The following is a 20,252-nucleotide window of genomic DNA, read 5'->3' as shown; positions in this document are numbered from 1 at the left end:
CGCATCGATCCTCACGCGATCGCCCTGAGCGGCTCAGGCGGGGCCGACATGCGTTCGACCCAGGCCTGGATGCGCGAGGGCGTCGAGATGCGGTCCCACTGCCGGTCCGGATAGTTGAAATTCTCGGTGAACTCGTTCGCCAGCGCCGGGTTCTGGCTCATCGCGCCGATCAGCATGCCCAGCGCTTCCGTCGGCGGCTGCAGCATTACGTTGGTCCAGCGCGACGCCGCCAGCACGCGGTCCTGCCGCTTCAAATCGATCTTCTCGCACAGGCGGGCGTCGAACGCGTCGGAATTGACGATCTCCTCGCCGAGCACGAAGGCCGCATAGGAGGCGACGTTGGCGCCCTGACCCATCATGGGATCGACGATCGCATGGACGTCGCCGAGCGCGATCGCGCATTTGCCGTCGTCGAATTCGACCACCGTGTTGCGCACCGTCGGCACGACGCCACCTTGCAACAGATCCTGCGGCTGCGCGAGGTCGAAGCGCGCGGTATCGATGCGGTCGTAGGTGGTCGGGTGATGCTTCTCCAGCTTGCCCAGCAGCACCTTCAGGAAGTGCTTCGGATTGTCGTCGTAGCTGAGCGTCGCCAACTCCTCCATGTCGCCGCCCGGCACGTTCTCCATCAGCAGCGCGTTGGCGATGCCGTCGAAGGTGATGGTCGGGATCACGATCATCTCACCATGGCCGGGAGATACCGAGAGGGTGACGTTCATGGGATCGGGCTGCCGCACGCCGGTGTAAAGCCCGACACACAGCCGCCGCTGCGGCTGCGAATAGGGCGTATGCTCCGGACGGTAGGTGAAGAGCTGGCCCAGCGGACCCTTGCCGGTCGATACCACCAGGAGGTCGAAGCGGGCGACCAGCGGGCGGATGTCGCGCTCCTCGATGCGGCGGTATTCGATCCTGCCGCCGCGGCTGACGAAGTCGTTCATCAGCGCGGGCAGATAGATCCGGTAGTCGACGGCCCGGCTCGGCTTCGAGAAGTCACCGCGAAAGCTCAGCGGCTGCGGGAAATTGAAGACGTGATCGTGATAATAGTAATGGTCTTTCGGATCGGTCCAGTGATTGACGCCGAGATAGTCCTCGCGCGCGATCGTCACATGGTGATGTGCGACCGTGTTGATGAGCCGGATATCGCGGTAATCCTCGGGCGGCCGGTCGGTGATGACAGTGGCCTCCACGCCGTGCTTTTGCAGATAGAGCGCGAGATGCAGCCCGGCGATGCCGGCGCCGACGATTCCGATGTTGCGTGCCATTGTCGTCTCCTCCCCTGATTGCTTGTTTTGAGGAAGCCTAACGGTCGGCCGTGTTGCACACTACGGAATAACTGGGATATGATTTATTCCAGATCGGAATAGATCATGGACCGGATCGACTGCCTGCGTGCCTTCGTTCGCACCATCGAGGGTGGCAGCTTCTCGGCGGCGGCCAAGGAGCTCGGGATCGGCCAGCCCGCCATCAGCAAGCGCATCGCGATGCTGGAGAGCGAGTTCGGCACGCAGCTGTTCTTGCGCACGACCCGCACGCTCAAGCCGACGGCCGAGGCGCACCGGATCTACGAGCTCGCGCGCCAGATTCTCGGCAGTTTCGACATGGCGCGGTCGAGCGTCGAAGAAGCCGCGCCCCGCCCCGCGGGCACGCTCCGGATCGGCGTGCCGTCGTCGTTCGGCCGGCGCTACATGATGCCGATCGTCGCCGAATATGTGCGGAATTATCCGGAAGTGAGGGTCGACATCCGCTTCAGCGAGCGTTTCGTGAACCTGGTGGAAGAAGGCATCGAGCTTGCCTTGCGGATCGGACATCTGGAGGCGAGCACGCTGGTCGCCCGCCGGCTCGGCACCGTGCAGCGCCATCTGGTTGCGACACCCACCTATCTGCACGGCCGCCCGCTGCCGCGCACGCCTGACGATCTCGCCTCGCATCAATGCATCGTCTATTCCAGGATGTCGCCGGCGCACCAATGGGCGTTCGAATCCGAGCACGGCCGTCACGTCGCATCGATCAACGGTCCCATCCATGTCGACGATGCCGACGCGATGCAGGAGGCAACGATGCATCATCTCGGCATCGCCATTCTGCCCGAATGGAATGCCGCCGACGGTCTTCGCAGCGGCGAGCTCGAGCATGTGCTTCCGGACTACGGCATCGCCGCGCTGCCGCTGCACGCGGTCTATCCGGAGACGCACTGGATGACGCCACGGGCGCGAAGCTTTCTAAACCTCCTGGTCGAACGCGCCGAACATTTTGCAGTTGCCCCGTCGGAAAGCACCGGCATCCATGCAGGTGGTTGACGCCGTCTCACCCGGCATTAAATGACGTCCATGAAAAAGATCGGATTCCTCTCCTTCGGACACTGGACCCCCTCGCCGCAATCGCAGACGCGCTCGGCGGCGGACACGCTGCTGCAATCGATCGAGCTTGCGGTCGCGGCCGAGCAACTCGGCGCGGACGGCGCCTATTTCCGCGTGCACCATTTCGCGCGCCAGCTCGCCTCGCCCTTTCCGCTGCTCGCGGCGGTCGGCGCGAGGACGAGCAAGATCGAGATCGGCACCGCCGTGATCGACATGCGCTACGAGAACCCGCTCTACATGGTGGAGGACGCAGGCAGCGCCGACCTCATCGCGGGCGGCAGGCTACAGCTCGGCATCAGCCGCGGCTCGCCCGAGCAGGTGATCGACGGCTGGCGCTACTTTGGTTATGGCCCGGCCGACGGCCAGAGCGATGCCGACATGGGCCGGCGCCACGCCGAGGTGTTTCTCAACCTGCTTCGGGGTGAAGGTTTTGCCGAGCCCAATCCGCGGCCGATGTTTCCGAACCCGCCGGGGCTGCTGCGTCTCGAGCCGCACGCGCAAGGCCTGCGCGAGCGGATCTGGTGGGGCGCCGGCTCGAATGCCACCGCGGTGTGGGCGGCGAAGCTCGGCATGAATTTGCAGAGCTCGACGCTGAAGAACGACGAGACCGGCGAAGCTTTTCACGTGCAGCAGGCCGCGCAGATCCGTAGCTATCGCGCCGCCTGGAAGGAGGCCGGCCACGCCCGCGAACCCCGCGTCTCCGTCAGCCGTAGCATCTTTGCACTGATCGACGATCGCGACCGCGCCTATGTCGGCCGGGAGCGCGGGGGCGAGGACCAGATCGGCTTCATCGACCCGCAGACCCGGGCGATCTTCGGCCGAAGTTATGCCGCTGAGCCCGATGCGCTGATCGAGCAGCTGCGCCAGGACGAGGCGATCGCGGAAGCGGACACTCTGCTGCTCACGATCCCGAACCAGCTCGGAGTCGATTACTGCGCGCATGCGATCGAGGCGATCCTGAAGCACGTGGCACCGGCGCTGGGGTGGCGCTGAGAGGAGCCGGCGCGGCACAACCAGAAGTCGTGCTTTACTTCGCGCACCACCCTCGCCAATGATCTCCCGGGGACTGTTGGACTGGAATCAGGGGGTTGGAATGGGCTTGCGTCCGGGGATTTTCGTTGCGGCTTTCTTGCTTGCGGGGTGTGCGTCAGGACCGATGGGCAGCACGGCCCTGACAGATAACGTGAAGGCAAATAATGCGCGGCTGGTGGTCTATCGCTCATCCGCCCTCGGTTTCGCAATCCAGCCAAGCTATTCGGTCGATGGACGCTTCGTTGGAGGCAGTCAGGCTGCCGGCTTCGTGGCCTGCGACCTGCCTCCGGGCCGTCACGAGGTTGCGGTCAACAATCTTCCGCTGAGCAGCAATCTGTTCGGACAGGGAAGCGAGAAGGTCAGCCTCGATCTGCGCGCCGGCAGCACCACCTACCTCTCCGCCCAGCCCCAGATGGGAATCATCACGCCCGGTGCAATCACGTTGGTTCAGGTGACGGAAGGCCAGGGCCGAGCCGACGTCGCCAGCCTGCATCAGAGCAACAGCTCATGCGGCAAGGCGTGATCTGAGGCGCCGCGGCTCGTTCACCTCTCCTGCTTGCGGGAAAGGGAGCGCTCCGCCGACAGCTGCGCTGTCACCACAACGCAGCGTTGGCGGCCTGCTGATAGATCATCGCGGCGACGAGCGAGAGCAGCAGGCCGGCGCCTGCAAAAATCACGAGCACCTTCAGAGTTTCGACGTCGACACTGGTTCGCGTCGCGCGGGATATTGCCTTTGCCAGTGCAGCCATCATCGCCAGCTCCGAAGTTGGCCACGCGGCGGCGAGGCCATGCTTCATCTAGCGTCATTGGCGCAGTCTGCGTGTGAAGCAGATTACAGGCGAGCTTACGTGTACGAAGGCGGGCCGCTGCCATCGAACGCGAGAAGCCTGCCGCCGGCGTAGCGGTCGGTGCAACCTCGCCTCGTTCAAAGGCAGCAGATGACGCGGCCCCGATTCTACTCTCGCAGAAACCGGGGCCCTTCACGTTCAATGCATATGGCCAATGAGATAGATGCCGCCGCCGACGACCAGGATGGCCGGCACAGCCCAAAGAATCAGGATGGGCATTTTCCTCTCCTCCTATCAGTTGCTCCCGAAGACTGAACGGGAAAAAGTGGCAAGTGTTCCTTCGCCGATGGAACGGGCCGGTGGATGGCAAGTTCAATGCAGCGCCGCATGTAGCGGCGAGGGAGAATGCGATGAAGAAATTCGTACTGATATCGGCGGCCGCCTTGCTCGTGTCGACGAGCGCGATGGCGCAGACCACCGTCGTCACCACGACCGGCGCCGGCCATGGCGCTGCGGTGCAGATCGAGCCGGAATATCGCACCAGGATCCGGTCCTACGTCACCGAACAAAAGATCCGCCCCGTCGAAACACGCGAGAAGATCGTGATCGGCTCGCCGGTGCCGCGCGACGTCGAGCTCGCGACCGTTCCGAGCGACTGGGGTCCTTCGCTCACCCGGTACCGCTACATCTATTCCGGCAGCCACGTGATGCTGGTCGACCCCGAGACCCGTATGGTCGTCCAGGAGGTCGACTAACGCCGCTGCGGCGGGCCGTGGAGGAGCGGCCCGCCGCGTCATCGCACCTTGTTCATGCGCGGTAGCATCCGATGCCCATCGTTCGATATTTTCTGGTTGCAGGCGCATTCGTTGTCGCGCTGCTATGCGCACTCGATCGCTCTATGCCGCCGCTCGCCGATATGTCTGCGGGCACGGGCGTCGACCGCAGCATCATCCGCATCCACTCCCCAAGCGCCTGGGCCTGAAAAGATCGTCTTCGATACGTCCACTCAGATCGCGACCGTGGTCTCCTCGCCCCTGCTTGCCACCGAGAGGCGAGACGACTCCGGCCAAGCGCTGGCGATAGCGGCACCGCAGAAGCCGGAGATCCAGAACACAGCCGCATCTCCACAGAGCGCCGTTCGGGCAACGAGCTTTCGCTCAAATCGAACGGCGCGTGCAGCCGCTTCACGTCGGCCCTACGACCGTCAGCTGATCGTCGGAGCGTTCCGAGAGAATTGATCTCTGTCGCAGCACACTGCGTGCATTTCTGCAAGCGTTCAGCCCGGATGAACAACGAATGAATGACCGCGGTGCGGTCCATCGCGCAACGGAACTCAGCACAAGCAAGAATCTGCAGTCAACGTCTCCCGACACAGGAACGTTTGCGCAATTGCCAATTTATCCCGAGCCTGAATTTGGCATTTGGTTTTTTGAAAAACTGGGAGAACGACATGAGGATCCTGAAACTTTCTGCGGCTGCGGCCGCGCTGCTCGCCGGCACGGCGCTCGCCGTTGCGCAATCGAGTTCGACCGTCGGCACCGGCGGATCGTCGGCGGGTGGCGGCACCAGCAGTTCGACTGTGGGTACCGGCGGCTCTTCGGCCGGCAGCGGATCGGGCAGCGGCTCGGCCTCGACGCTCGGCACTGGCGGCTCGTCGGCGGGCGGCGGCACCAGCAGCTCGAGCGTCGGCACAGGCGGCTCAGCGGCCGGCAGCGGAACGGGTAGCGGCTCGGCTTCGACGCTCGGCACCGGTGGCTCATCGGCCGGCGGCGGCAAGAGTTCGTCCAGCGTCGGCACCGGCGGCTCGGCGGCCGGCAGCGGCTCCAATTCCGCATCGACCCTTGGCACCGGCGGCTCGTCCGCTGGCGACGGCAAGAGCGGCTCGACGGTAGGCGCGGCCGGCTCGTCTGCGAATCATGCCAGCGAGATGGGCATGGAAAAGGGCAAGGGCCACAACAAGGGCGAGATGAAGAAGGACAAGGATTGATGCCTTGACCCAGGAGCGGCAGCGATGCCGCTCCTTCGTCTTTGTTAGAGGAGAATTCGCATGAACAGATCAATCGTTGCGATCGCAGCGTTGAGCTTGATGAGCGGCGCTGCTCAGGCAACCACCCTGGAAAAGACCGGCAAGACGGCATCGGGCGAGACCTGCAAGGTCACGGTCGAAAAACATGCCGACGGCAGCATCACCGCGGTCGGCTCATCGGGTTCAAGCACGACCGGTTCGACAGCCTCGAGCGGTTCGCTCTCAAGCTCGAGTTCGGCCGGCGGATCGTCGGTGCACGTGCAGGCGGGCGGCGGCAGCGTATCCAGCTCGTCCTCGACCGCGGGCGGGCCTGGCTCGACCAGCGCGAGCACCATCACTGTCAACGGCTGCACGATTTCGACCTCGTCCCCCTAAGATTCATCAAGAGGGTTCAACATGAGAACGTCATTCGCGACCGCGGCAATCGCAGCTCTGCTTGCCGCCACCTCACCGGCTCTCGCACAGAAGAGCGTCACGGGCGGAAGCGGCGGCTCGGCTACGGCGGGCGGCACCTCTGCCTCGACGGTTGGCACCGGCGGCACGTCGACGTCGGCGAACGGCAGCACCGGCTCGTCGATCGCGGCCGGCGGAAGTGCCGCTGCCGTCGATGGCAAGGCGCAGACCGGCGTCAGCACGAACAAGGGCAACGGCCCCGTGATGAACTCCAATGCCCGGGCGCAGGCTCATGACGGCGGCACGTTCAGCCGCTCGCATACGCGCACCCAGGTCAAGGCTGGTGAAGAGGTCGGCTCGACGACCAAGACGATGTCGCATGTGCCGGGCTCGAAGCCGACGATGTCGACCACCTCGACGACCGCACGCTAACCTCACGCCCCCTGCTGCCCGACTTGTTCGGGCAGCTTTTTCTTGAGCAGTTCAGTTAGCGCTCAGGCTGTGGCTGACCCGCGTGACGACTCGGTCCCATTGCCGCTTCTCGGCCGCGGGATAATTGATCAGCACGCAGTGCACGTAGCCTCGCGAGAAATTGCAGCGGTCGTACCAGATCTTGTCGCGCTTGATGCTGGAAACGACGAAGAATTTCGGGGTCACACGCTTGTAGATGATGCCGGAAGGTGGCCCCTTCTTGGCCAGGAATGCAGACGGCGAGAGACCTTGGCTGTTGGAAACAGCCTGCACGGTAAGATCGGCCCGCCCATCGGCGGTTCGAAATTGCTGACCCAAGCCGTCGGGCTTGCCCGCAAGCTCCGTGAACAGCGACATGGGAATGTCCACCGATGTTCCAGCTTCAGGGATGCGGTACGCCGTCCAGCTTTCCGCACGCGCAGCTGAGAGCGTCGCGAGCAACGTGACGATGGCGGCAAATGTGGTCCTCATGTTCGGTTCCTCACGCGCGCGGAATCAATTGCAGCTCCATCAGGGCGATCCTCTGCAGATCAGCGGCGTTGCGCTCGCCAGCACCGGCGGTACGCAGGATGGATTCGGCGAGTGTGGTGACATGCGAGGAATGCACGGGCTCAGGGAGGCTCGCGACCGCGGCTTCCAGGGCGCCCGTCATGATCGCGATCACGTCGGGAGAGAATGAGGCGTTGGAAAAATTTTTCATCGGGCGGGACCGGCCCCTTTTTGCGGCGAGCACGAACAACGCCGGGAAAAAGCGGAAGTTCCTGCGACAGCAATCAGGAGCGGCGGCTTAGGTCACCGGCTGATATCGCGCGACATGCTCGATTTCCGTCCCCTCGCTCGCGACTGCCTGCATTCTCGCATGACTGCCGATGACGAGGCCGGTGAGCGAGAGCATGAGCCCCAGCGCGAGCGGCGCGAACAAGGCCTCTTCCTGGAACAATCCGTTCAGCAGCACGACCATGACGCCGAAGCCGGCGAGTCCCTGCGTCAGATAGCCTGACGAAGCGTAGAGGCGCCAAGCCTTGAGTGCCATCGCGAAATAGAAGGCCAGCGGCACGAAGGCGCCCACGCCCATCTGATACAGGAGAACGCCGATCGCGCTCTCGACCGCGCCGTCGATCGTCCCCGCGGCCTGCGCCGCGCTCCAGTCGATGGAGAAATAGCTATCCGCCAGATTGCCCCCGATGCCGAGGCCCCGGCCGAAGGGCTTCTGCACGAATCCGTCCAAACCGCCCATCAATCCGATGACGTGGTAGTCGCCGATCTGCAGTCCGAGGCGGATCGCCAGAATCGCAAAGGCGATCATGCCGAGGAAGCCGAGCAACAACGTCACCACGGCGCCTATCAGGCGTGTCCCGATCCAAGCCGCGGCCACGAAGATGACCGTAATGAGCGCGCCCTTCACGCTGCAGAAAACCAGCAGCGGCAACGCCGCGAGGGCCAGCAGCGGCCGTCCGGCGGAAAACAGGAACAAGGTGAGAAAGGCGAGCCCGTAGGCGAAGCTGATCGGGTGCATGTTCGGACCGTTGATGCGCAGCATCTTCGACAGGCCGAACCCCTCGAGCAGGGGCGTGTTCAGGAAATCGAAGCTGAAGCGGTCCTTGAGGTCGACCGGCACGTTGCCGGTGGCGCGCATCTGGGCTTCCCAGACACCCGAATGGGTCGCCTTGAGCTCGTCGAAGCCCCAGAACGTATAGCCGTTGGTGATGGCCAGCCAGAGATCGCGGAAGACGAGCTCGACATAGCCGCACAGCAGAAGGATGACCGCGAGCGTCACCAGGAACGGCGTGATGCGCACTTCATAGGTCGCGGCGGTCAGAAGCGAGAGCTGGAACAGGAACAGCGGCAGCACGATATTGCGCAGATAGACCGCCGCGGGCTGTCCGTCCTGGACGAAGCCGATCGCGAAATACAGCGACACCACGGCGAGCGTGACGACACCCCAGCGCATGATCCGGTTCACCTCGGCCGATTGATTCCGCTGGCCCAGCACGTAAAGGCCGAACGTCGCCAGCCACATCACGGAGCAGACGAGGAAATTGTAGCCCTTGATGAAGTCGAGATCGGACGGCAGCGGAACCAGCGGCGACAGGATCGAGACGAACAGGTTCTGGAAGAACAGGACGAAGATTGCGATGGCCGGCGCGTAGGTCGGGACCGCCAGCACGATGGCGATGCCGACGAAAACCTCGACCACGATGCCGAGAGCCGGATTGGCCAGATGCAGGATAGGTGCACAGCCGATCGTGGCCGTGGCGATGCAGAACGTCGCGGCCAGCTCGCGCCAGGCCGGCGGCGATGTCACCGCCTGCACACACTGATCCTGGGTCAAGTCCCCGGCGCTCATCGATCGTCCTTTGGCATCGCGCGGGGAGCACGATAGCGGGCCGCTGTGTAAGGATTCGTTAACGATAGCGAACCGGCGCGATGTCAGCGCCGGCCGGGCCGGCTCGCACCGCCGAGCAGTGCCCGCATCACGTCGGGATCGGCCCTGCCGGTGCTGCGATCGACAAGACCAAAACCCTGCGCCAGCTCCCAATGCGTCCAGCCCCAGCAATGCTCCCTGGCATAGGCGGTGACCTCGGCCAGCCAGCGCAACCGGCTTTGTCTCGGCGCGCCGGCTTTCAGCACGCCGAACTCGTTGATGATGATCGGACGCTTGAACTGCTGCTGCCATGCGAGCGCGGGCGCGAGCCAGCGATCGGCCACCGGCTTGTCCCTGGCAGCGGCGATTGCGACGTCGAGCATGCCGAGCGCCTTGACCGCGCCCCTCGCCTGCAGATCGCTGCGGATCGCCTGAACCTTGGGATCGTCGGCATTGATCGGATAAGGCAGATCGATGATGTCGTGCAGCGGATCCTGTGCATCCCAATGGGCCTGATGGGTGAACACCATGGGATCGTAGAAGTGGATCGCATAGACGACATCAGGATCCGCCAGCGGACGAAACCGCGGCAGGGAGTCCGCGCGTTGCCAGTTGACCGGACCGACGATGAGGGTGTTGGCGGGAAGCAATTTGCGGACGAAGGCGGCGAGCGTCTCGGCCTGCCTTTGCCATGTGTCGGCGTCGATATCGGGCTCGTTGAGCAGCTCGGCGAAGATTCGATCGGCTGGATAGGAGTGCATGATTCCCGCGAGGCCGCTCCAGGCCTCCTGCATCTCGCGCAGCGCCGCGTCCGGATCCTGCTTGTGCAGGCGGTTAAAGCGCTCGCCGGGATGAAGATCGACAGAGATGGCATAGCCGAGCGCGGTGAGCTGCTTGAGCGCCTTGTCGAGCACAACCGGCGTCTCGTCGCGTTCGACCTTCGATCCGAAACGCGGCATCACACGCTCGGCCGGCACCGGCAGCCGGACGTGACTCATTCCAGCGCGGCGCAACTGCTGCAGCAACTCGCGGCTTGGCACCTCGCCATTGATCCAGCCGTCCGCATTGAAGCCGCGGGACAATGCGGCAAGCCTCGCGGGCGCGACCGTCTGCGGAACGGGTACGCAAGTGTCGGCGAAGGCCGGCGGACCAAACGAGATCGACAGAAGCATCGCAGCAACCAGCCGGCGACGCAGCGGGGCTGCCATCGTCAAACCGCAAGGCCCAATGCGCCGCCCTCGGGATGCGGCGCCTGCGAACCCGTCGGCGCATGATTGACGACGAGCCCCATCGGCACGGTCTCATACTGCGACAGCGCCGCGGTCACCCGGCGCATCGCTGCCGACCCGAGCTCGCCGGCCCGCGCCACCAGGACGATCAGGTCAGCAAGCGCGGCCAGCGCGATGGCGTCGGGCTGCAAGGCGAGATTGCCGGCATGGACGATGATCAGGTCGAACTCCGAACGAATATCGTCCTCGGGCCTCGCATCGGCCTTTCGGCCGGCGCTGAGAAGCTCGTCGATCGATTGAAGTCCAGCCGTGGTCGAGCCGTCGTTCCATTCGGTCACCGGCGGCTGGTGTCCTGCGAATTCGCCCTGCAACCGGATCAGCACGCTCATCATGCCCCTGTTCACGGCGGCGCGATTGAGCGAACGCGCAACGGTGTTGCCGCCGGCGCTCTTGCCGACCGACAGCACGAGAGCGACTTTGCACCCACGCACGGGCACGCGATCGATCCGCTCGAGCAGCGGCCGCAGATACGGACCGAGATCGAGCTCTGCTGGAGTGGCGATCGGTCGTTGCCAGACGGTGCTGGTCGCAGTCCCGGACGCGGATGCGGACGCCAGATCGGGAATGCGGGCCCAGACAGGGAGCCGCGGCATCGCCTCGGGCCGGAGAGCGGCGGCGACCGGCGGTTGGACTTGAGGCTGGACCTGCTGCGGGACTCGAGCCTGGACCTGGCGGTCCTCAGCCGCGTGCACGGCAGCCTCGGCAGGCGCGGGCCCGCCGGACATGCTCGTCATCATCGCGACGGCGGCAGTCGATGTCAGCAGCGAGCCGATCGCCAGCGCCGCCAGCAGCAGAGCGAGCGGCGGACGGGTCGAGCGCAACGGCGGGATGGCGGGCGAGGCGATCTTGCTCTGGGAGCTCTGCAGCTGACGCTGCTCGTTGGTCGTCTTGAACCGCGACAGGAACTGCTCGTAGATGTTCTTGTTGGCATCGGCGTCGCGCTGCAGCTCCTGCAGCTTCACCAGCGCCTGGCCGTCGACCAGCATCTGCGTCTCGACCGCCTTGAGCTGCTTTTCCAGCGCGTTCTGCTGCTCCCGCTGAGCTTCGTATTCGGACTTGGCAGTGTCGATGTTCTTCTTCCGCTCGACCTCGATCTGCCGGTTGATATCGGCCAGCTGACTGTAGGAGATCGCGAGATCGGGATGGCGCTCGCCGTACACCGCCTTCTTCTGCGCGATCTGGTCATTCAGGGTCGAGCGTTGCGCGCGCAGCATGCTCAAGAGGTCCTGCTTCACGGGACCTTCGACGTTGGCCTTGAGATCGCGTTGCACCTGCTCGTAGCGCGCCTTGGCTTCCTCGGTGCGAAGACGGGCGGCGGAGACCTGCTGATTGATATCGGTCACCCGCAACTGTTGGGTGGTCGAATCCTTGCCGGCATTAAGGATCTTGTGCTCGAGCCTGAAGGCGGCGACGGCGTCTTCCGATGCGCGCAGGCGCTCGCTCAACGCCTTCAGCCGGTCCTTGAGCCAGTCGGCGGCCTCGTCCGTGGCCTCGGTACGGACACGGCCCTGGCTGGCGACGAACGCCGCGGCGATGGCGTTGGCGTAGTAGGCAGCCCGCTCGGGGCGGTTCGAGGTGAAGGAAATCGCGATGACGTAAGTGAGCCCGCGCCGCGTGATCTCGAGGCGGTTGCGGAACTTCTCGAGCAGGCGCGTCATGTCGGTATGACCGCCGGCGATGTCATCGTCATCGGCGATCTTGAGCTGCTCGATCAGGGGACGGAGAAAGCCGTCCGATTTGGCGATCTCGATCTGGCTCTGAAGCGCCGCGGCGTCCTGGCCGATGCCCGGCAAGACGTCCTGCTCCGTGGTGACACGCAGCTCCCGGGGATCGAGCACGACCAGGGCCGTTGCGGCGTAGCGGACCGGCAGAACCATCAGGGCGATGATGCCGAGGGCGAACAACGCCAGCGCCAGCGTCAGGATCCTCCGGCCGTTCTCCCGCAGGAAAGCGAGTGCTCCGGAGACGGTCAGCGATCCCTTGATCAGCGCCGGCCCGGCGCCCTCGGGATTCGTGCGCGCAGCCCGCGGCGCTTCCCACGAAGCCGCTGGCTCCGTCGGGGCGATGCTTCGCGGAGATGGGCGGCTACCGAACGCCATGGGGTTGGACTCGAAATCAACTGACAGTCATAGTTCAGAGGCTTGCGACACCGTAAATATCCATGGTTAACCGGCAGTTACGGCCGCGGCACGAAGCCGTCAGGATGTCCGGCTCGGCCATGCCGGCGGTGACGCGGCGCCCGGGATCGCCGACGGTGCGGGCCGATTTCAACGCGCCCCGCGTCGAGGAGGCCTTGAGGAAAAATCACCACCGATCGATCAAATCCAGCCCAGGCTACGGAGCAGCATGTAGACAGCGACCGCGCAGATGAGCGCCGCAAACACGGTGTTCAACGCGCCCTTGCGGCCAGCAAGGGAAGTTGCGGAGCGGGCGCCGAGAAGTCCTCCAACAAGGCCGCCGACGATGAACAGCCCCGCGAGAGACCAGTCCACAAGGCCGGACACGGCGTAGTTCGCCGCAGTTGTCAGCCCGAACGCGGTGACCGCCAGGAGAGAGGAACCCACCGCGTACAAGATCGGCATGCCGGTGGCGGCGATCAGAGCGGGCACGATCAGGAAGCCACCGCCGATCCCGAAGAACCCGGACAAGGCTCCTGTGGCGAGGCCCAAGCCCACAAGCTTCGGCAGATTTTCCCGATTGAGCCTCACCGACGGCTCCCCCTCGCCGGAACGGCCCCTCAGCATCAGCGCGCCCACGACCATCATGACGATGGCGAACAAGGCGAGAAGATTCTGACCATCAATGATCTTGCCGACAGTGGAGCCGAGAAAGGCGCCGGCTATGCCGGCGAGCGCGAACACCGAGGCGCAGCGCCACTTCACGTTACCGGCGCGGACGTGGTTCGCCAGGTTGGCGGCAGCGTTCGCCGCAACCGCGATGGCGCTGGTCCCGATCGCGACATGAGGATCCGCCACCCCGACCAGATAGATCAGAAGCGGGACGGCCAGAATCGACCCGCCGCCTCCGACCAGCCCGAGCGAGAAGCCGACCAGCGAACCGGAGGCGACACCAAGTGCGCCTTGGGTCAGGGATAGCATCGTGCATTCCTCAATTGCCATCAGGCAGCGACGGCACGTGGTAGTCCGGCAATGCCGGGGCGCTCACATCAAGACGGCCACGCAACGGGGCGGCGACCGCCGCGACGATCAGTCCGGCACGATCTGCATTTGGCGTTGAGCCCGTGGCTCAACGCCGCTCGCTTTCAACCGGCAGCCCCGCCTTGCGCCATGCGTCAAGCCCGCCTTCCACGATGAAAGCTTCGCAGCTTCGGTCCAGTTTCGACGCGAGGCGGGACGCATTGATCTGTGTGCGGGCGCCGCTCTTGCAGTGGAAAATGACCTGCTTGCCCTGATGCGCCGCAAAATCGGCCTCGTCGAGCTTCGACAAGGGCAGGTTTCGAGCGCCCACGATCCTTTCGCGGTCGTGCTCATCCGGTTCGCGGATGTCGATGAGGATAGCGCCCTTTTCGACGAGATGGCGTGCTTGTGCAGGATTGATGGTGGGTAGCGACATTCTTGGCTCCTTCTGTGGTCCTATTTGTTCTTCGTTCTGACAGGCGCGCAAAACAGCCTGTAGAGGGTGGCGAAGAGCTGCTCGATGCGCGGATCGGCGATGCGATACCAGAGCGTCTGGCTTTCTCTCCGAAAAGTGACGAGACCCTCCTCGCGCATCTTGGCGAGGTGTTGGGATAGGGCCGATTGCGACAGGCCCACGGCTTCAGCGAGGGAACTGACGTTGTCCTCGCCGCATTCAACGAGTCTGCACAGGATCATCAACCGGCGTTCATTGGCGAGCGCCCGCAAGATGGCGGCAACCTCGACGGCCTGCTTTTCGAAAGTTTCCGGATCGAACGTCGAGGGCGCCATCGGCCTATCTCTCTTATTTTAGATATTGCTTATTTAGCTAGTGCTAATATATCCGTCAAGACCGGCCAGACGCTGACATCAGGAGGTTCCAGACATGTCACGACCCATCATCCGATCATTCTTCGACGAGCCGACCAACACGGTGAGCTACCTGGTCGCCGATCCCGCAACCAAAAAGGCCGCCATCATCGACCCGGTGCTCGACTACGACCACAGTTCGGGCGAGGCGGATACGCGATCCGTCGAAGCGATGCTGAAGGCTGCGGAAGATGCCGGCAACACCATCGAATGGGTGCTGGAGACGCACGCGCATGCCGACCATCTCTCGGGCGCGCCGTTCATCAAGGCAAAGACCGGCGCGAAGATCGGCATCGGGGAGCACATCAAGGACGTCCAACGCATCTTCCGGCCGATCTTCAACGCTACCGACTTGAAGACCGACGGCAGCGATTTCGATCATCTGTTCCGCGACGGCGAGCGGTTCAAGGTCGGCGAACTCGGGGTCGAGGTTCTCTATACGCCGGGGCACACGCCGGCAGACATCTCATACAAGATCGAGGATGCGGTGTTCGTCGGCGACACCTTGTTCATGCCCGACTACGGCACCGCGCGCGCCGACTTCCCCGGCGGCGATGCTCACAAGCTTTACCGTTCGATCAAGCGGCTGCTGGCGCTGTCGCCGGAAACACGGCTGTTCATGTGTCACGACTACAAGGCCCCCGGCCGAGATACGTTCGCGTGGGAAACCACGGTACGCAAGCAGCGCGAGAACAACGTCCACGCCAAAGACGGTGTATCGGAAGACGAATTCGTGGCCATGCGTCAGGCGCGCGACACGAAACTGTCGGCACCGAAGCTGCTGCTGCCTTCCATTCAGGTCAACATCCGCGCCGGCAAATTCCCGCCGGCCGAAGCCAACGGGGTGCGCTATCTCACGATCCCCGTGAAACTCAAGGGCGGCGCGCAGACCTGCGTGTAGGGCCCCAGACGATCGTTCATGCCGCGGCACCGGTCGCTGATCAGACGTCGAACGTCAGCTCCGACCGGGTGCCGCTGCCACCTTCGCGGTTCGATATGGTGAGTTTCGCTCCGACCTTTGCGAGCGCGAGCTTAACGATGGCAAGGCCCAGCCCGCTTCCGATCGGGCTCCTCAGTCTACCCCGGAAGAAGCGTTTTCCGATTTGATCGAGTTCGTCGGCGGGGATACCCGGCCCTTCGTCCTCGATGGCGATGGCATTGCCCCGGGCCATCCAGACGACCTGTCCCTCGCTAGTGTACTGCATCGCGTTTTCGTGCAGGTTCCGCAGCGCGAGTTGAAGGCAGTCGGCGTTCGTATTCAGCACCATGGCCCGGACGCTGGCGTCGATCGTCACCGTCGTCCGTTCGTGCCTTGGAGTGGCGGCGACGATCTCCTCGAGGATCGGACCGACCGCGACCGGCGCCAACGGTGCATCGACCGTTTCGGAGTCCAGCCTTGCGATCGTCAGCAGTTGGCGCACCAGGCGCGAGCTCCTGTCGACGGCTCTCACGATCTGTTCGAGCGCCCCCCGCACGACCTTCGGGTCGTCGGCGGCCAAAGCCACCTGGGCCTGCGTCTTCAGTCCTGCCAGCGGCGTGCGCAGTTCGTGCGCCGCGAAGGCGGTCACTTCGCGTTCATGCCGACGCGCGGCTTCCACTCTGCTGAGAAGCCCGTTCAGGGCGACCGCGAGCGGCCTGACCTCGGTCGGAGCACGTTCGGTTTCGACGTGCCGCATGTCGTCCGGCTCGCGCGCGCCGAGGTCCTGGGCCATCTGCCGCAATGGACGAAGACCCTGCCCCACGCTCGCCCAGATCGCGGCGCCGAGCAGCGGCGCGATCAGCAGCGCGGGCCACATCAGCCCCTTGATCAGGTCGGTCACCAGCCGCTCCCGCAGCCCGACACGGTCCCCCACCATCACGCGGAGATTGTGATCGGCGTCCTCAACCGAGAACACGCGCCAGGGTTCGCCGTCGATGATCCGGTCCGAGAACCCTGAGGCGGCGGGTGAGAGCTGCTGATCGGGTGCGCCGCTCGATTTCGCGAGCATACGGCCATCGAGAGACCAGATCTGGCATGACAGTTGACGTTCGTAGCTGCCGAGGGGCTGCAGCGCGGCGGATGTCGAGGCTCCTGGAAGAGCATCGAAGCCGGATGCCAGAGAGGCCACCATGCGCGCGGCCTCCTGCAGGCGCGTGTCGAGAACATGCTCCACTTCGTCCCTGGTTCCGACGTAGATCCAGACGACCGCCGCCAACCAGACGATCCCGGTCGCTGCGAGCAGCGTCGCGAACAATCTCAGTCTTAGGGACCTCATCGGCCCGTCCCCATCCGATAGCCTACGCCGCGCAGCGTCTGGATCGCGTCTTTGCCGATCTTGTTGCGGAGATTATGGATGTGAACCTCGATCGCGTTGCTTTCGACGTCCTCTTGCCATCCATAAAGGCGCTCCTCAAGTTCGGCGCGCGAACGGACCTGCTCCGGACGCTCCATCAGAGCCGCCAGGATCGCGAACTCGCGACGCGACAGGTTGATCGGCTCGCCCGCGACGGTCACCGAGAGATCAGCGGGCGAGAGCACAATGGCGCCCTGGGTCATGGCCGGAGCCGCACGACCGCCTTCCCGGCGGACAATGGCGCGCAGGCGCGCTGCCAGTTCATCGAGATCGAATGGTTTCGCCAGATAGTCGTCGGCCCCAGAATCCAGTCCCGAAACCTTGTCGCCGACGCTGTCCCGCGCGGTGAGGAGCAGGACGGGCGTTGCGTCCCGCCGACCCCGGAGCCTGCGCAGCAGATCCAGACCGCTTCCATCCGGCAGCATGATGTCGAGCACGACCGCGGAGTAGCGCGACGCCGCGAGCGCGTGGTCGGCGTCCTCGCAAGTTTCAACCGCGTCGACCGTCGCACCCGTCAACGACAGACCCGCTCGCAGACCGTCGGCCAGGATCGGATCGTCTTCGACCACAAGTATGCGCATCAGCACCTCCGAGGTTCCTCTCGGTCGCCAGCCTTAAGGCTGGCTTAAGGTAGCCTATCCAAGCCGCGGCATCCGCTCACAAAACGCAGGGCCACCGCCGAACATGCCGGGCTTTCAGCGACTATCGATCTTACTGTTCATTCTCATGTTACCGCTCGCGCAGGCGGGGGCGGGAACGCCGCCTTCCGCCGACGAGGCGTTCCAATTGAAGGTTTCGCGCGACGACGCGGGGCTGTCGCTCACTTGGGCGATAGGGCCAGGCAGCTATCTCTACCGCGCGATGATCGTCGCCAAGAACGCGATGCCCCCCGGGACCCCTGTCGCAGTCCAAACGACCCAGGGAGAACCGAAGGAAGATCCCGATTTCGGGCCGCAGGAGATCTATCGGAATTCCGCGAAAGCCCAGATCGCATCTGCCGATCTGCGAGGGCTGCGCGAGATCGCAGTGACTTATCAGGGCTGTGCGGAGCAATACCAAATCTGCTACCCGCCCGTCGCCAAGACGATCGACCTGCAGACGCTGGCAATCAAGGATCGAGACGAAAACGGCTCGGCCTTATCCCGATCCTCGTCAGAATTCGTGGACACGCCGGACGTCGCGGGCGCCTCGGACGATAGCCTTTCGACGAACGCCGCGCCAACCCCTGACCGGGACACCTCCTCCTGGGTGACGCTCGGCGGCATGCTGGTCTCGTTCTTCGGCTTCGGCGTTCTGTTGTCGTTCTCACCCTGCACTTTCCCGCTGGTGCCGATCTTCTTCGGCCTGATGGCGCGATCGCAGGAACATCTTTCGTTCGGTCGCGGTCTCGTTCTCGCGGCAGCGTTCGTCGGCGCGTCGGCCTCGGCCTATGCGGCACTGGGCGCGTTCGCGGCCTGGTCCGGATCCGGAGAGAACCTGCAGATCCTGCTGCAGACGCCGATCGCGCTCGGCGCAATGAGCGCCGTTCTCGTCATCCTGTCGCTATCCATATTCGGCCTGTTCGAGATCCAGCTGCCGACCTCCTTCGTCGAGCGGATATCGGGCGCGGCATCCGACGGAAGTCGCGGGCCGTTGGCCGCCGCCGCCGTTCTCGGATTTGGGGCGGCGCTGATCGCCGGCCCCTGCGTGACACCTCCGCTCGCCACCGCTCTGCTGTACGTCGCGCGGACCGGCGATGTCGTGCGTGGCATGGCTGCGCTTTTCGCGTTCGGCGTCGGCATGGGAATGCCGCTTCTCGTCTTCGGGGCGCTGGGCCCACGTTTCCTGCCGAAGCCTGGCCCCTGGCTCGTCCGCGTCAGGCATGCCTTCGGGTTCATCCTGCTGGCCGTCGCGATCTCGATCTTCTCTCGCGTTCTGTCGCAGCAGACTACGCTGCAGCTCTGGGGCGGGCTCGCGACCGGCGTCTCCGTCTATTTCGGAACCCAATTCCTGATGGTGCAAGGCCGATGGCGCTTTGCTTCCATGGGCCTGGCGAGCATCGCGCTCCTCATCGGTTCGGCCCTGATGATCAGATCGGCAGGCGACGACAGCCTCGACGCGACCCGCATTCTGGATCGGTTCGTGACCCGCCAGACCGCGTCCGAACCCCCAGTCCGAACGATTCGATCGGTCGCCGCACTGCACGACGAACTCGCCGCTGCCCGCACGGACGGAAAGCCCCTCTTGCTCGATTTTTCCGCCGAGTGGTGTGTCGAATGCAGGGTCATGGATGCCGTCCTGCACACGCCTGAAGTACGTGCGCAGCTGCAAGATTTCAGAATGGTCCGTGCTGACGTGACCGTCGTCAACAAGGCGAGCCGAGCCCTTATGAAGCGCTTCGACATCGTCGGGCCGCCAACGATCCTGCTGTTCGGCACACATGGAAATGTCGCTCCCGCGGTCAAGATCATCGGTGCCGTCGATGCCGACGCCCTGCTCGGAAAACTGACGGCGGCCACCTCGGCCGACTGACCTCAACTCCCGGAACAAGGAAGACAACATGCTTCAGCATATCTCCAGGCGCATGCTCGCCCAGATGTTCGCCGTCGCGGGCATCCGCTACATGGTCGGCCCAGCGCACGCCGACGACGCTCCCACCGAGGCGGACATATCTCGCGAAGCCATTCTTTACGACCCGGCCGCGCCTATTGCGGGCAATCCGAAGGGCGATCTGACGATCGTGGTCTTCTTCGATTACAACTGTCCCTTCTGCAAAAAGGCGGAGCCCGAACTCGAGCGGCTGGTGAAGACCGACGGCAAGATTCGCCTCGTCTACAAGGATTGGCCGATCCTCACGCCGGATTCCATCAAGGGTGCGCAGTGGGCGCTGGCCGCGAAGTACCAGAACCGCTACGACGCCGCGCATCTCGCGATGATGGGAATTCCCGGGCCGAAGATACCCGCCGAGCGGATGCGGGAAGCGATCGCGAAGTCCGGGGTCGATATGGATCGTCTGGATGCCGATTTTCAGGCCCACGGCGACGACATCACCAAGCTCCTGCGGCGAAACCTGGCCCAAGCCGACTCGCTGGGGCTGATGGGCACGCCCGCCTACATCGTCGGTCAGTACCGCGTGACGCAGGCCCTGAACTACGAAGGTTTCAAGCGCGTCGCTGCCGACGCGCGCGCCCGCGCAGCACAGAAGTGAGAAACGG

Annotated in this window: 22 protein-coding genes; 9 read left to right on the top strand and 13 right to left on the bottom strand. The window is 64.3% G+C overall.

Features of this window, described 5'->3' with window-relative positions; translation table 11 throughout:
• Nucleotides 1–11: 11 nt before the first annotated feature.
• On the bottom strand, nt 12–1,262 hold the full coding sequence (styA, locus tag IVB24_RS05585) for a styrene monooxygenase subunit StyA (protein ID WP_247772294.1): 1,251 nt from the start codon (nt 1,260–1,262) through the stop codon (nt 12–14).
• A 105-nt stretch (nt 1,263–1,367) separates the two neighbouring features.
• Between styA and IVB24_RS05580 the strand changes: the two genes are divergently transcribed.
• The 3 genes from IVB24_RS05580 (at nt 1,368) to IVB24_RS05570 (ending at nt 3,912) form a co-directional block, all read left to right on the top strand.
• Nucleotides 1,368–2,297 (top strand): LysR family transcriptional regulator, encoded by a 930-nt coding sequence (locus tag IVB24_RS05580; RefSeq protein WP_247772293.1) that lies wholly within the window; start codon nt 1,368–1,370, stop codon nt 2,295–2,297.
• A 30-nt stretch (nt 2,298–2,327) separates the two neighbouring features.
• A complete protein-coding gene (locus IVB24_RS05575; RefSeq protein ID WP_247772292.1) occupies nt 2,328–3,350 on the top strand; it encodes an LLM class flavin-dependent oxidoreductase in 1,023 nt (340 codons plus the stop codon).
• A gap of 100 nt (nt 3,351–3,450) precedes the next feature.
• On the top strand, nt 3,451–3,912 hold the full coding sequence (locus IVB24_RS05570; RefSeq protein WP_247772291.1) for a DUF2846 domain-containing protein: 462 nt from the start codon (nt 3,451–3,453) through the stop codon (nt 3,910–3,912).
• A 70-nt stretch (nt 3,913–3,982) separates the two neighbouring features.
• Here IVB24_RS05570 and IVB24_RS05565 read toward each other — a convergent pair whose 3' ends face one another.
• The gene (locus tag IVB24_RS05565; protein WP_094976465.1) at nt 3,983–4,186 is read right to left on the bottom strand and encodes a hypothetical protein; all 204 of its coding nucleotides are present in this window, start codon (nt 4,184–4,186) and stop codon (nt 3,983–3,985) included.
• 401 nt (nt 4,187–4,587) lie between these two features.
• On the opposite strand from IVB24_RS05565, the gene IVB24_RS05560 reads away from it, so the two are divergent.
• A complete protein-coding gene (locus tag IVB24_RS05560; protein WP_247772290.1) occupies nt 4,588–4,932 on the top strand; it encodes a DUF1236 domain-containing protein in 345 nt (114 codons plus the stop codon).
• A 695-nt stretch (nt 4,933–5,627) separates the two neighbouring features.
• On the top strand, nt 5,628–6,164 hold the full coding sequence (locus IVB24_RS05555; protein WP_247772289.1) for a hypothetical protein: 537 nt from the start codon (nt 5,628–5,630) through the stop codon (nt 6,162–6,164).
• Nucleotides 6,165–6,277: 113 nt separating this feature from the next.
• Here IVB24_RS05555 and IVB24_RS05550 read toward each other — a convergent pair whose 3' ends face one another.
• A complete protein-coding gene (locus tag IVB24_RS05550; RefSeq protein ID WP_247772288.1) occupies nt 6,278–6,556 on the bottom strand; it encodes a hypothetical protein in 279 nt (92 codons plus the stop codon).
• Between the two features lie 43 nt (nt 6,557–6,599).
• On the opposite strand from IVB24_RS05550, the gene IVB24_RS05545 reads away from it, so the two are divergent.
• On the top strand, nt 6,600–7,028 hold the full coding sequence (locus IVB24_RS05545; protein ID WP_094976461.1) for a hypothetical protein: 429 nt from the start codon (nt 6,600–6,602) through the stop codon (nt 7,026–7,028).
• 51 nt (nt 7,029–7,079) lie between these two features.
• Here the strand turns inward: IVB24_RS05545 and IVB24_RS05540 are convergent, their stop codons facing one another.
• The 8 genes from IVB24_RS05540 to IVB24_RS05505 form a co-directional block, all read right to left on the bottom strand.
• Nucleotides 7,080–7,538 carry a hypothetical protein gene (locus IVB24_RS05540; RefSeq protein WP_166467897.1) on the bottom strand — a complete coding sequence of 153 codons (459 nt, stop codon included), beginning with the start codon at nt 7,536–7,538 and terminating at the stop codon, nt 7,080–7,082.
• Nucleotides 7,539–7,548: 10 nt separating this feature from the next.
• Nucleotides 7,549–7,767, bottom strand: coding sequence for a hypothetical protein (locus IVB24_RS05535; protein WP_094976459.1), 219 nt, complete (start codon nt 7,765–7,767; stop codon nt 7,549–7,551).
• Nucleotides 7,768–7,854: 87 nt separating this feature from the next.
• Complete coding sequence (locus tag IVB24_RS05530) at nt 7,855–9,414, bottom strand: hypothetical protein (RefSeq protein WP_247772287.1); 1,560 nt, start codon at nt 9,412–9,414, stop codon at nt 7,855–7,857.
• An 83-nt stretch (nt 9,415–9,497) separates the two neighbouring features.
• Entirely contained in the window at nt 9,498–10,640 is a 1,143-nt protein-coding gene (locus IVB24_RS05525) for a cellulase family glycosylhydrolase (RefSeq protein ID WP_247772286.1), read from the bottom strand.
• A gap of 2 nt (nt 10,641–10,642) precedes the next feature.
• The gene (locus tag IVB24_RS05520) at nt 10,643–12,820 is read right to left on the bottom strand and encodes a GumC family protein (protein WP_247772285.1); all 2,178 of its coding nucleotides are present in this window, start codon (nt 12,818–12,820) and stop codon (nt 10,643–10,645) included.
• A 219-nt stretch (nt 12,821–13,039) separates the two neighbouring features.
• Complete coding sequence (locus IVB24_RS05515) at nt 13,040–13,819, bottom strand: sulfite exporter TauE/SafE family protein (RefSeq protein ID WP_094977046.1); 780 nt, start codon at nt 13,817–13,819, stop codon at nt 13,040–13,042.
• A 148-nt stretch (nt 13,820–13,967) separates the two neighbouring features.
• Nucleotides 13,968–14,294 carry a rhodanese-like domain-containing protein gene (locus IVB24_RS05510; RefSeq protein WP_094976456.1) on the bottom strand — a complete coding sequence of 109 codons (327 nt, stop codon included), beginning with the start codon at nt 14,292–14,294 and terminating at the stop codon, nt 13,968–13,970.
• A gap of 20 nt (nt 14,295–14,314) precedes the next feature.
• On the bottom strand, nt 14,315–14,647 hold the full coding sequence (locus tag IVB24_RS05505; RefSeq protein ID WP_166467894.1) for a metalloregulator ArsR/SmtB family transcription factor: 333 nt from the start codon (nt 14,645–14,647) through the stop codon (nt 14,315–14,317).
• 94 nt (nt 14,648–14,741) lie between these two features.
• On the opposite strand from IVB24_RS05505, the gene IVB24_RS05500 reads away from it, so the two are divergent.
• Complete coding sequence (locus IVB24_RS05500) at nt 14,742–15,626, top strand: MBL fold metallo-hydrolase (RefSeq protein WP_247772284.1); 885 nt, start codon at nt 14,742–14,744, stop codon at nt 15,624–15,626.
• A 40-nt stretch (nt 15,627–15,666) separates the two neighbouring features.
• On the opposite strand, the gene IVB24_RS05495 is transcribed toward IVB24_RS05500, so the two are convergent.
• The gene (locus tag IVB24_RS05495) at nt 15,667–16,980 is read right to left on the bottom strand and encodes an ATP-binding protein (RefSeq protein WP_140481451.1); all 1,314 of its coding nucleotides are present in this window, start codon (nt 16,978–16,980) and stop codon (nt 15,667–15,669) included.
• On the bottom strand, nt 16,977–17,639 hold the full coding sequence (locus IVB24_RS05490) for a response regulator (RefSeq protein WP_247774045.1): 663 nt from the start codon (nt 17,637–17,639) through the stop codon (nt 16,977–16,979). The genes IVB24_RS05495 and IVB24_RS05490 overlap by 4 nt, the downstream gene beginning before the upstream one ends.
• 103 nt (nt 17,640–17,742) lie before the next feature.
• Between IVB24_RS05490 and dsbD the strand changes: the two genes are divergently transcribed.
• Nucleotides 17,743–19,569 (top strand): protein-disulfide reductase DsbD, encoded by a 1,827-nt coding sequence (gene dsbD / locus IVB24_RS05485; protein WP_247772283.1) that lies wholly within the window; start codon nt 17,743–17,745, stop codon nt 19,567–19,569.
• A gap of 40 nt (nt 19,570–19,609) precedes the next feature.
• On the top strand, nt 19,610–20,245 hold the full coding sequence (locus tag IVB24_RS05480) for a DsbA family protein (protein WP_247774044.1): 636 nt from the start codon (nt 19,610–19,612) through the stop codon (nt 20,243–20,245).
• Nucleotides 20,246–20,252: the final 7 nt, after the last annotated feature.

This window comes from Bradyrhizobium sp. 192, from assembly GCF_023100965.1.
GTDB lineage: Bacteria > Pseudomonadota > Alphaproteobacteria > Rhizobiales > Xanthobacteraceae > Bradyrhizobium > Bradyrhizobium symbiodeficiens.
This window is presented reverse-complemented; position numbering and strand designations above follow the sequence as displayed.

What these genes read in the sequence shown, in the direction of transcription:
- IVB24_RS05570 (WP_247772291.1), top strand. Translation starts at nt 3,451, where the DNA reads ATGGGCTTGCGTCCGGGGATTTTCGTTGCGGCTTTCTTGCTTGCGGGG.
- IVB24_RS05555 (WP_247772289.1), top strand. Translation starts at nt 5,628, where the DNA reads ATGAGGATCCTGAAACTTTCTGCGGCTGCGGCCGCGCTGCTCGCCGGC.
- IVB24_RS05515 (WP_094977046.1), bottom strand. Translation starts at nt 13,819, where the DNA reads ATGCTATCCCTGACCCAAGGCGCACTTGGTGTCGCCTCCGGTTCGCTG.
- IVB24_RS05560 (WP_247772290.1), top strand. Translation starts at nt 4,588, where the DNA reads ATGAAGAAATTCGTACTGATATCGGCGGCCGCCTTGCTCGTGTCGACG.
- IVB24_RS05500 (WP_247772284.1), top strand. Translation starts at nt 14,742, where the DNA reads ATGTCACGACCCATCATCCGATCATTCTTCGACGAGCCGACCAACACG.
- IVB24_RS05490 (WP_247774045.1), bottom strand. Translation starts at nt 17,639, where the DNA reads ATGCGCATACTTGTGGTCGAAGACGATCCGATCCTGGCCGACGGTCTG.
- IVB24_RS05530 (WP_247772287.1), bottom strand. Translation starts at nt 9,414, where the DNA reads ATGAGCGCCGGGGACTTGACCCAGGATCAGTGTGTGCAGGCGGTGACA.
- IVB24_RS05565 (WP_094976465.1), bottom strand. Translation starts at nt 4,186, where the DNA reads ATGAAGCATGGCCTCGCCGCCGCGTGGCCAACTTCGGAGCTGGCGATG.
- IVB24_RS05580 (WP_247772293.1), top strand. Translation starts at nt 1,368, where the DNA reads ATGGACCGGATCGACTGCCTGCGTGCCTTCGTTCGCACCATCGAGGGT.
- dsbD (WP_247772283.1), top strand. Translation starts at nt 17,743, where the DNA reads ATGCCGGGCTTTCAGCGACTATCGATCTTACTGTTCATTCTCATGTTA.
- IVB24_RS05510 (WP_094976456.1), bottom strand. Translation starts at nt 14,294, where the DNA reads ATGTCGCTACCCACCATCAATCCTGCACAAGCACGCCATCTCGTCGAA.
- IVB24_RS05545 (WP_094976461.1), top strand. Translation starts at nt 6,600, where the DNA reads ATGAGAACGTCATTCGCGACCGCGGCAATCGCAGCTCTGCTTGCCGCC.
- IVB24_RS05575 (WP_247772292.1), top strand. Translation starts at nt 2,328, where the DNA reads ATGAAAAAGATCGGATTCCTCTCCTTCGGACACTGGACCCCCTCGCCG.
- IVB24_RS05520 (WP_247772285.1), bottom strand. Translation starts at nt 12,820, where the DNA reads ATGGCGTTCGGTAGCCGCCCATCTCCGCGAAGCATCGCCCCGACGGAG.
- IVB24_RS05505 (WP_166467894.1), bottom strand. Translation starts at nt 14,647, where the DNA reads ATGGCGCCCTCGACGTTCGATCCGGAAACTTTCGAAAAGCAGGCCGTC.
- IVB24_RS05525 (WP_247772286.1), bottom strand. Translation starts at nt 10,640, where the DNA reads ATGGCAGCCCCGCTGCGTCGCCGGCTGGTTGCTGCGATGCTTCTGTCG.
- IVB24_RS05535 (WP_094976459.1), bottom strand. Translation starts at nt 7,767, where the DNA reads ATGAAAAATTTTTCCAACGCCTCATTCTCTCCCGACGTGATCGCGATC.
- IVB24_RS05540 (WP_166467897.1), bottom strand. Translation starts at nt 7,538, where the DNA reads ATGAGGACCACATTTGCCGCCATCGTCACGTTGCTCGCGACGCTCTCA.
- IVB24_RS05495 (WP_140481451.1), bottom strand. Translation starts at nt 16,980, where the DNA reads ATGAGGTCCCTAAGACTGAGATTGTTCGCGACGCTGCTCGCAGCGACC.
- styA (WP_247772294.1), bottom strand. Translation starts at nt 1,262, where the DNA reads ATGGCACGCAACATCGGAATCGTCGGCGCCGGCATCGCCGGGCTGCAT.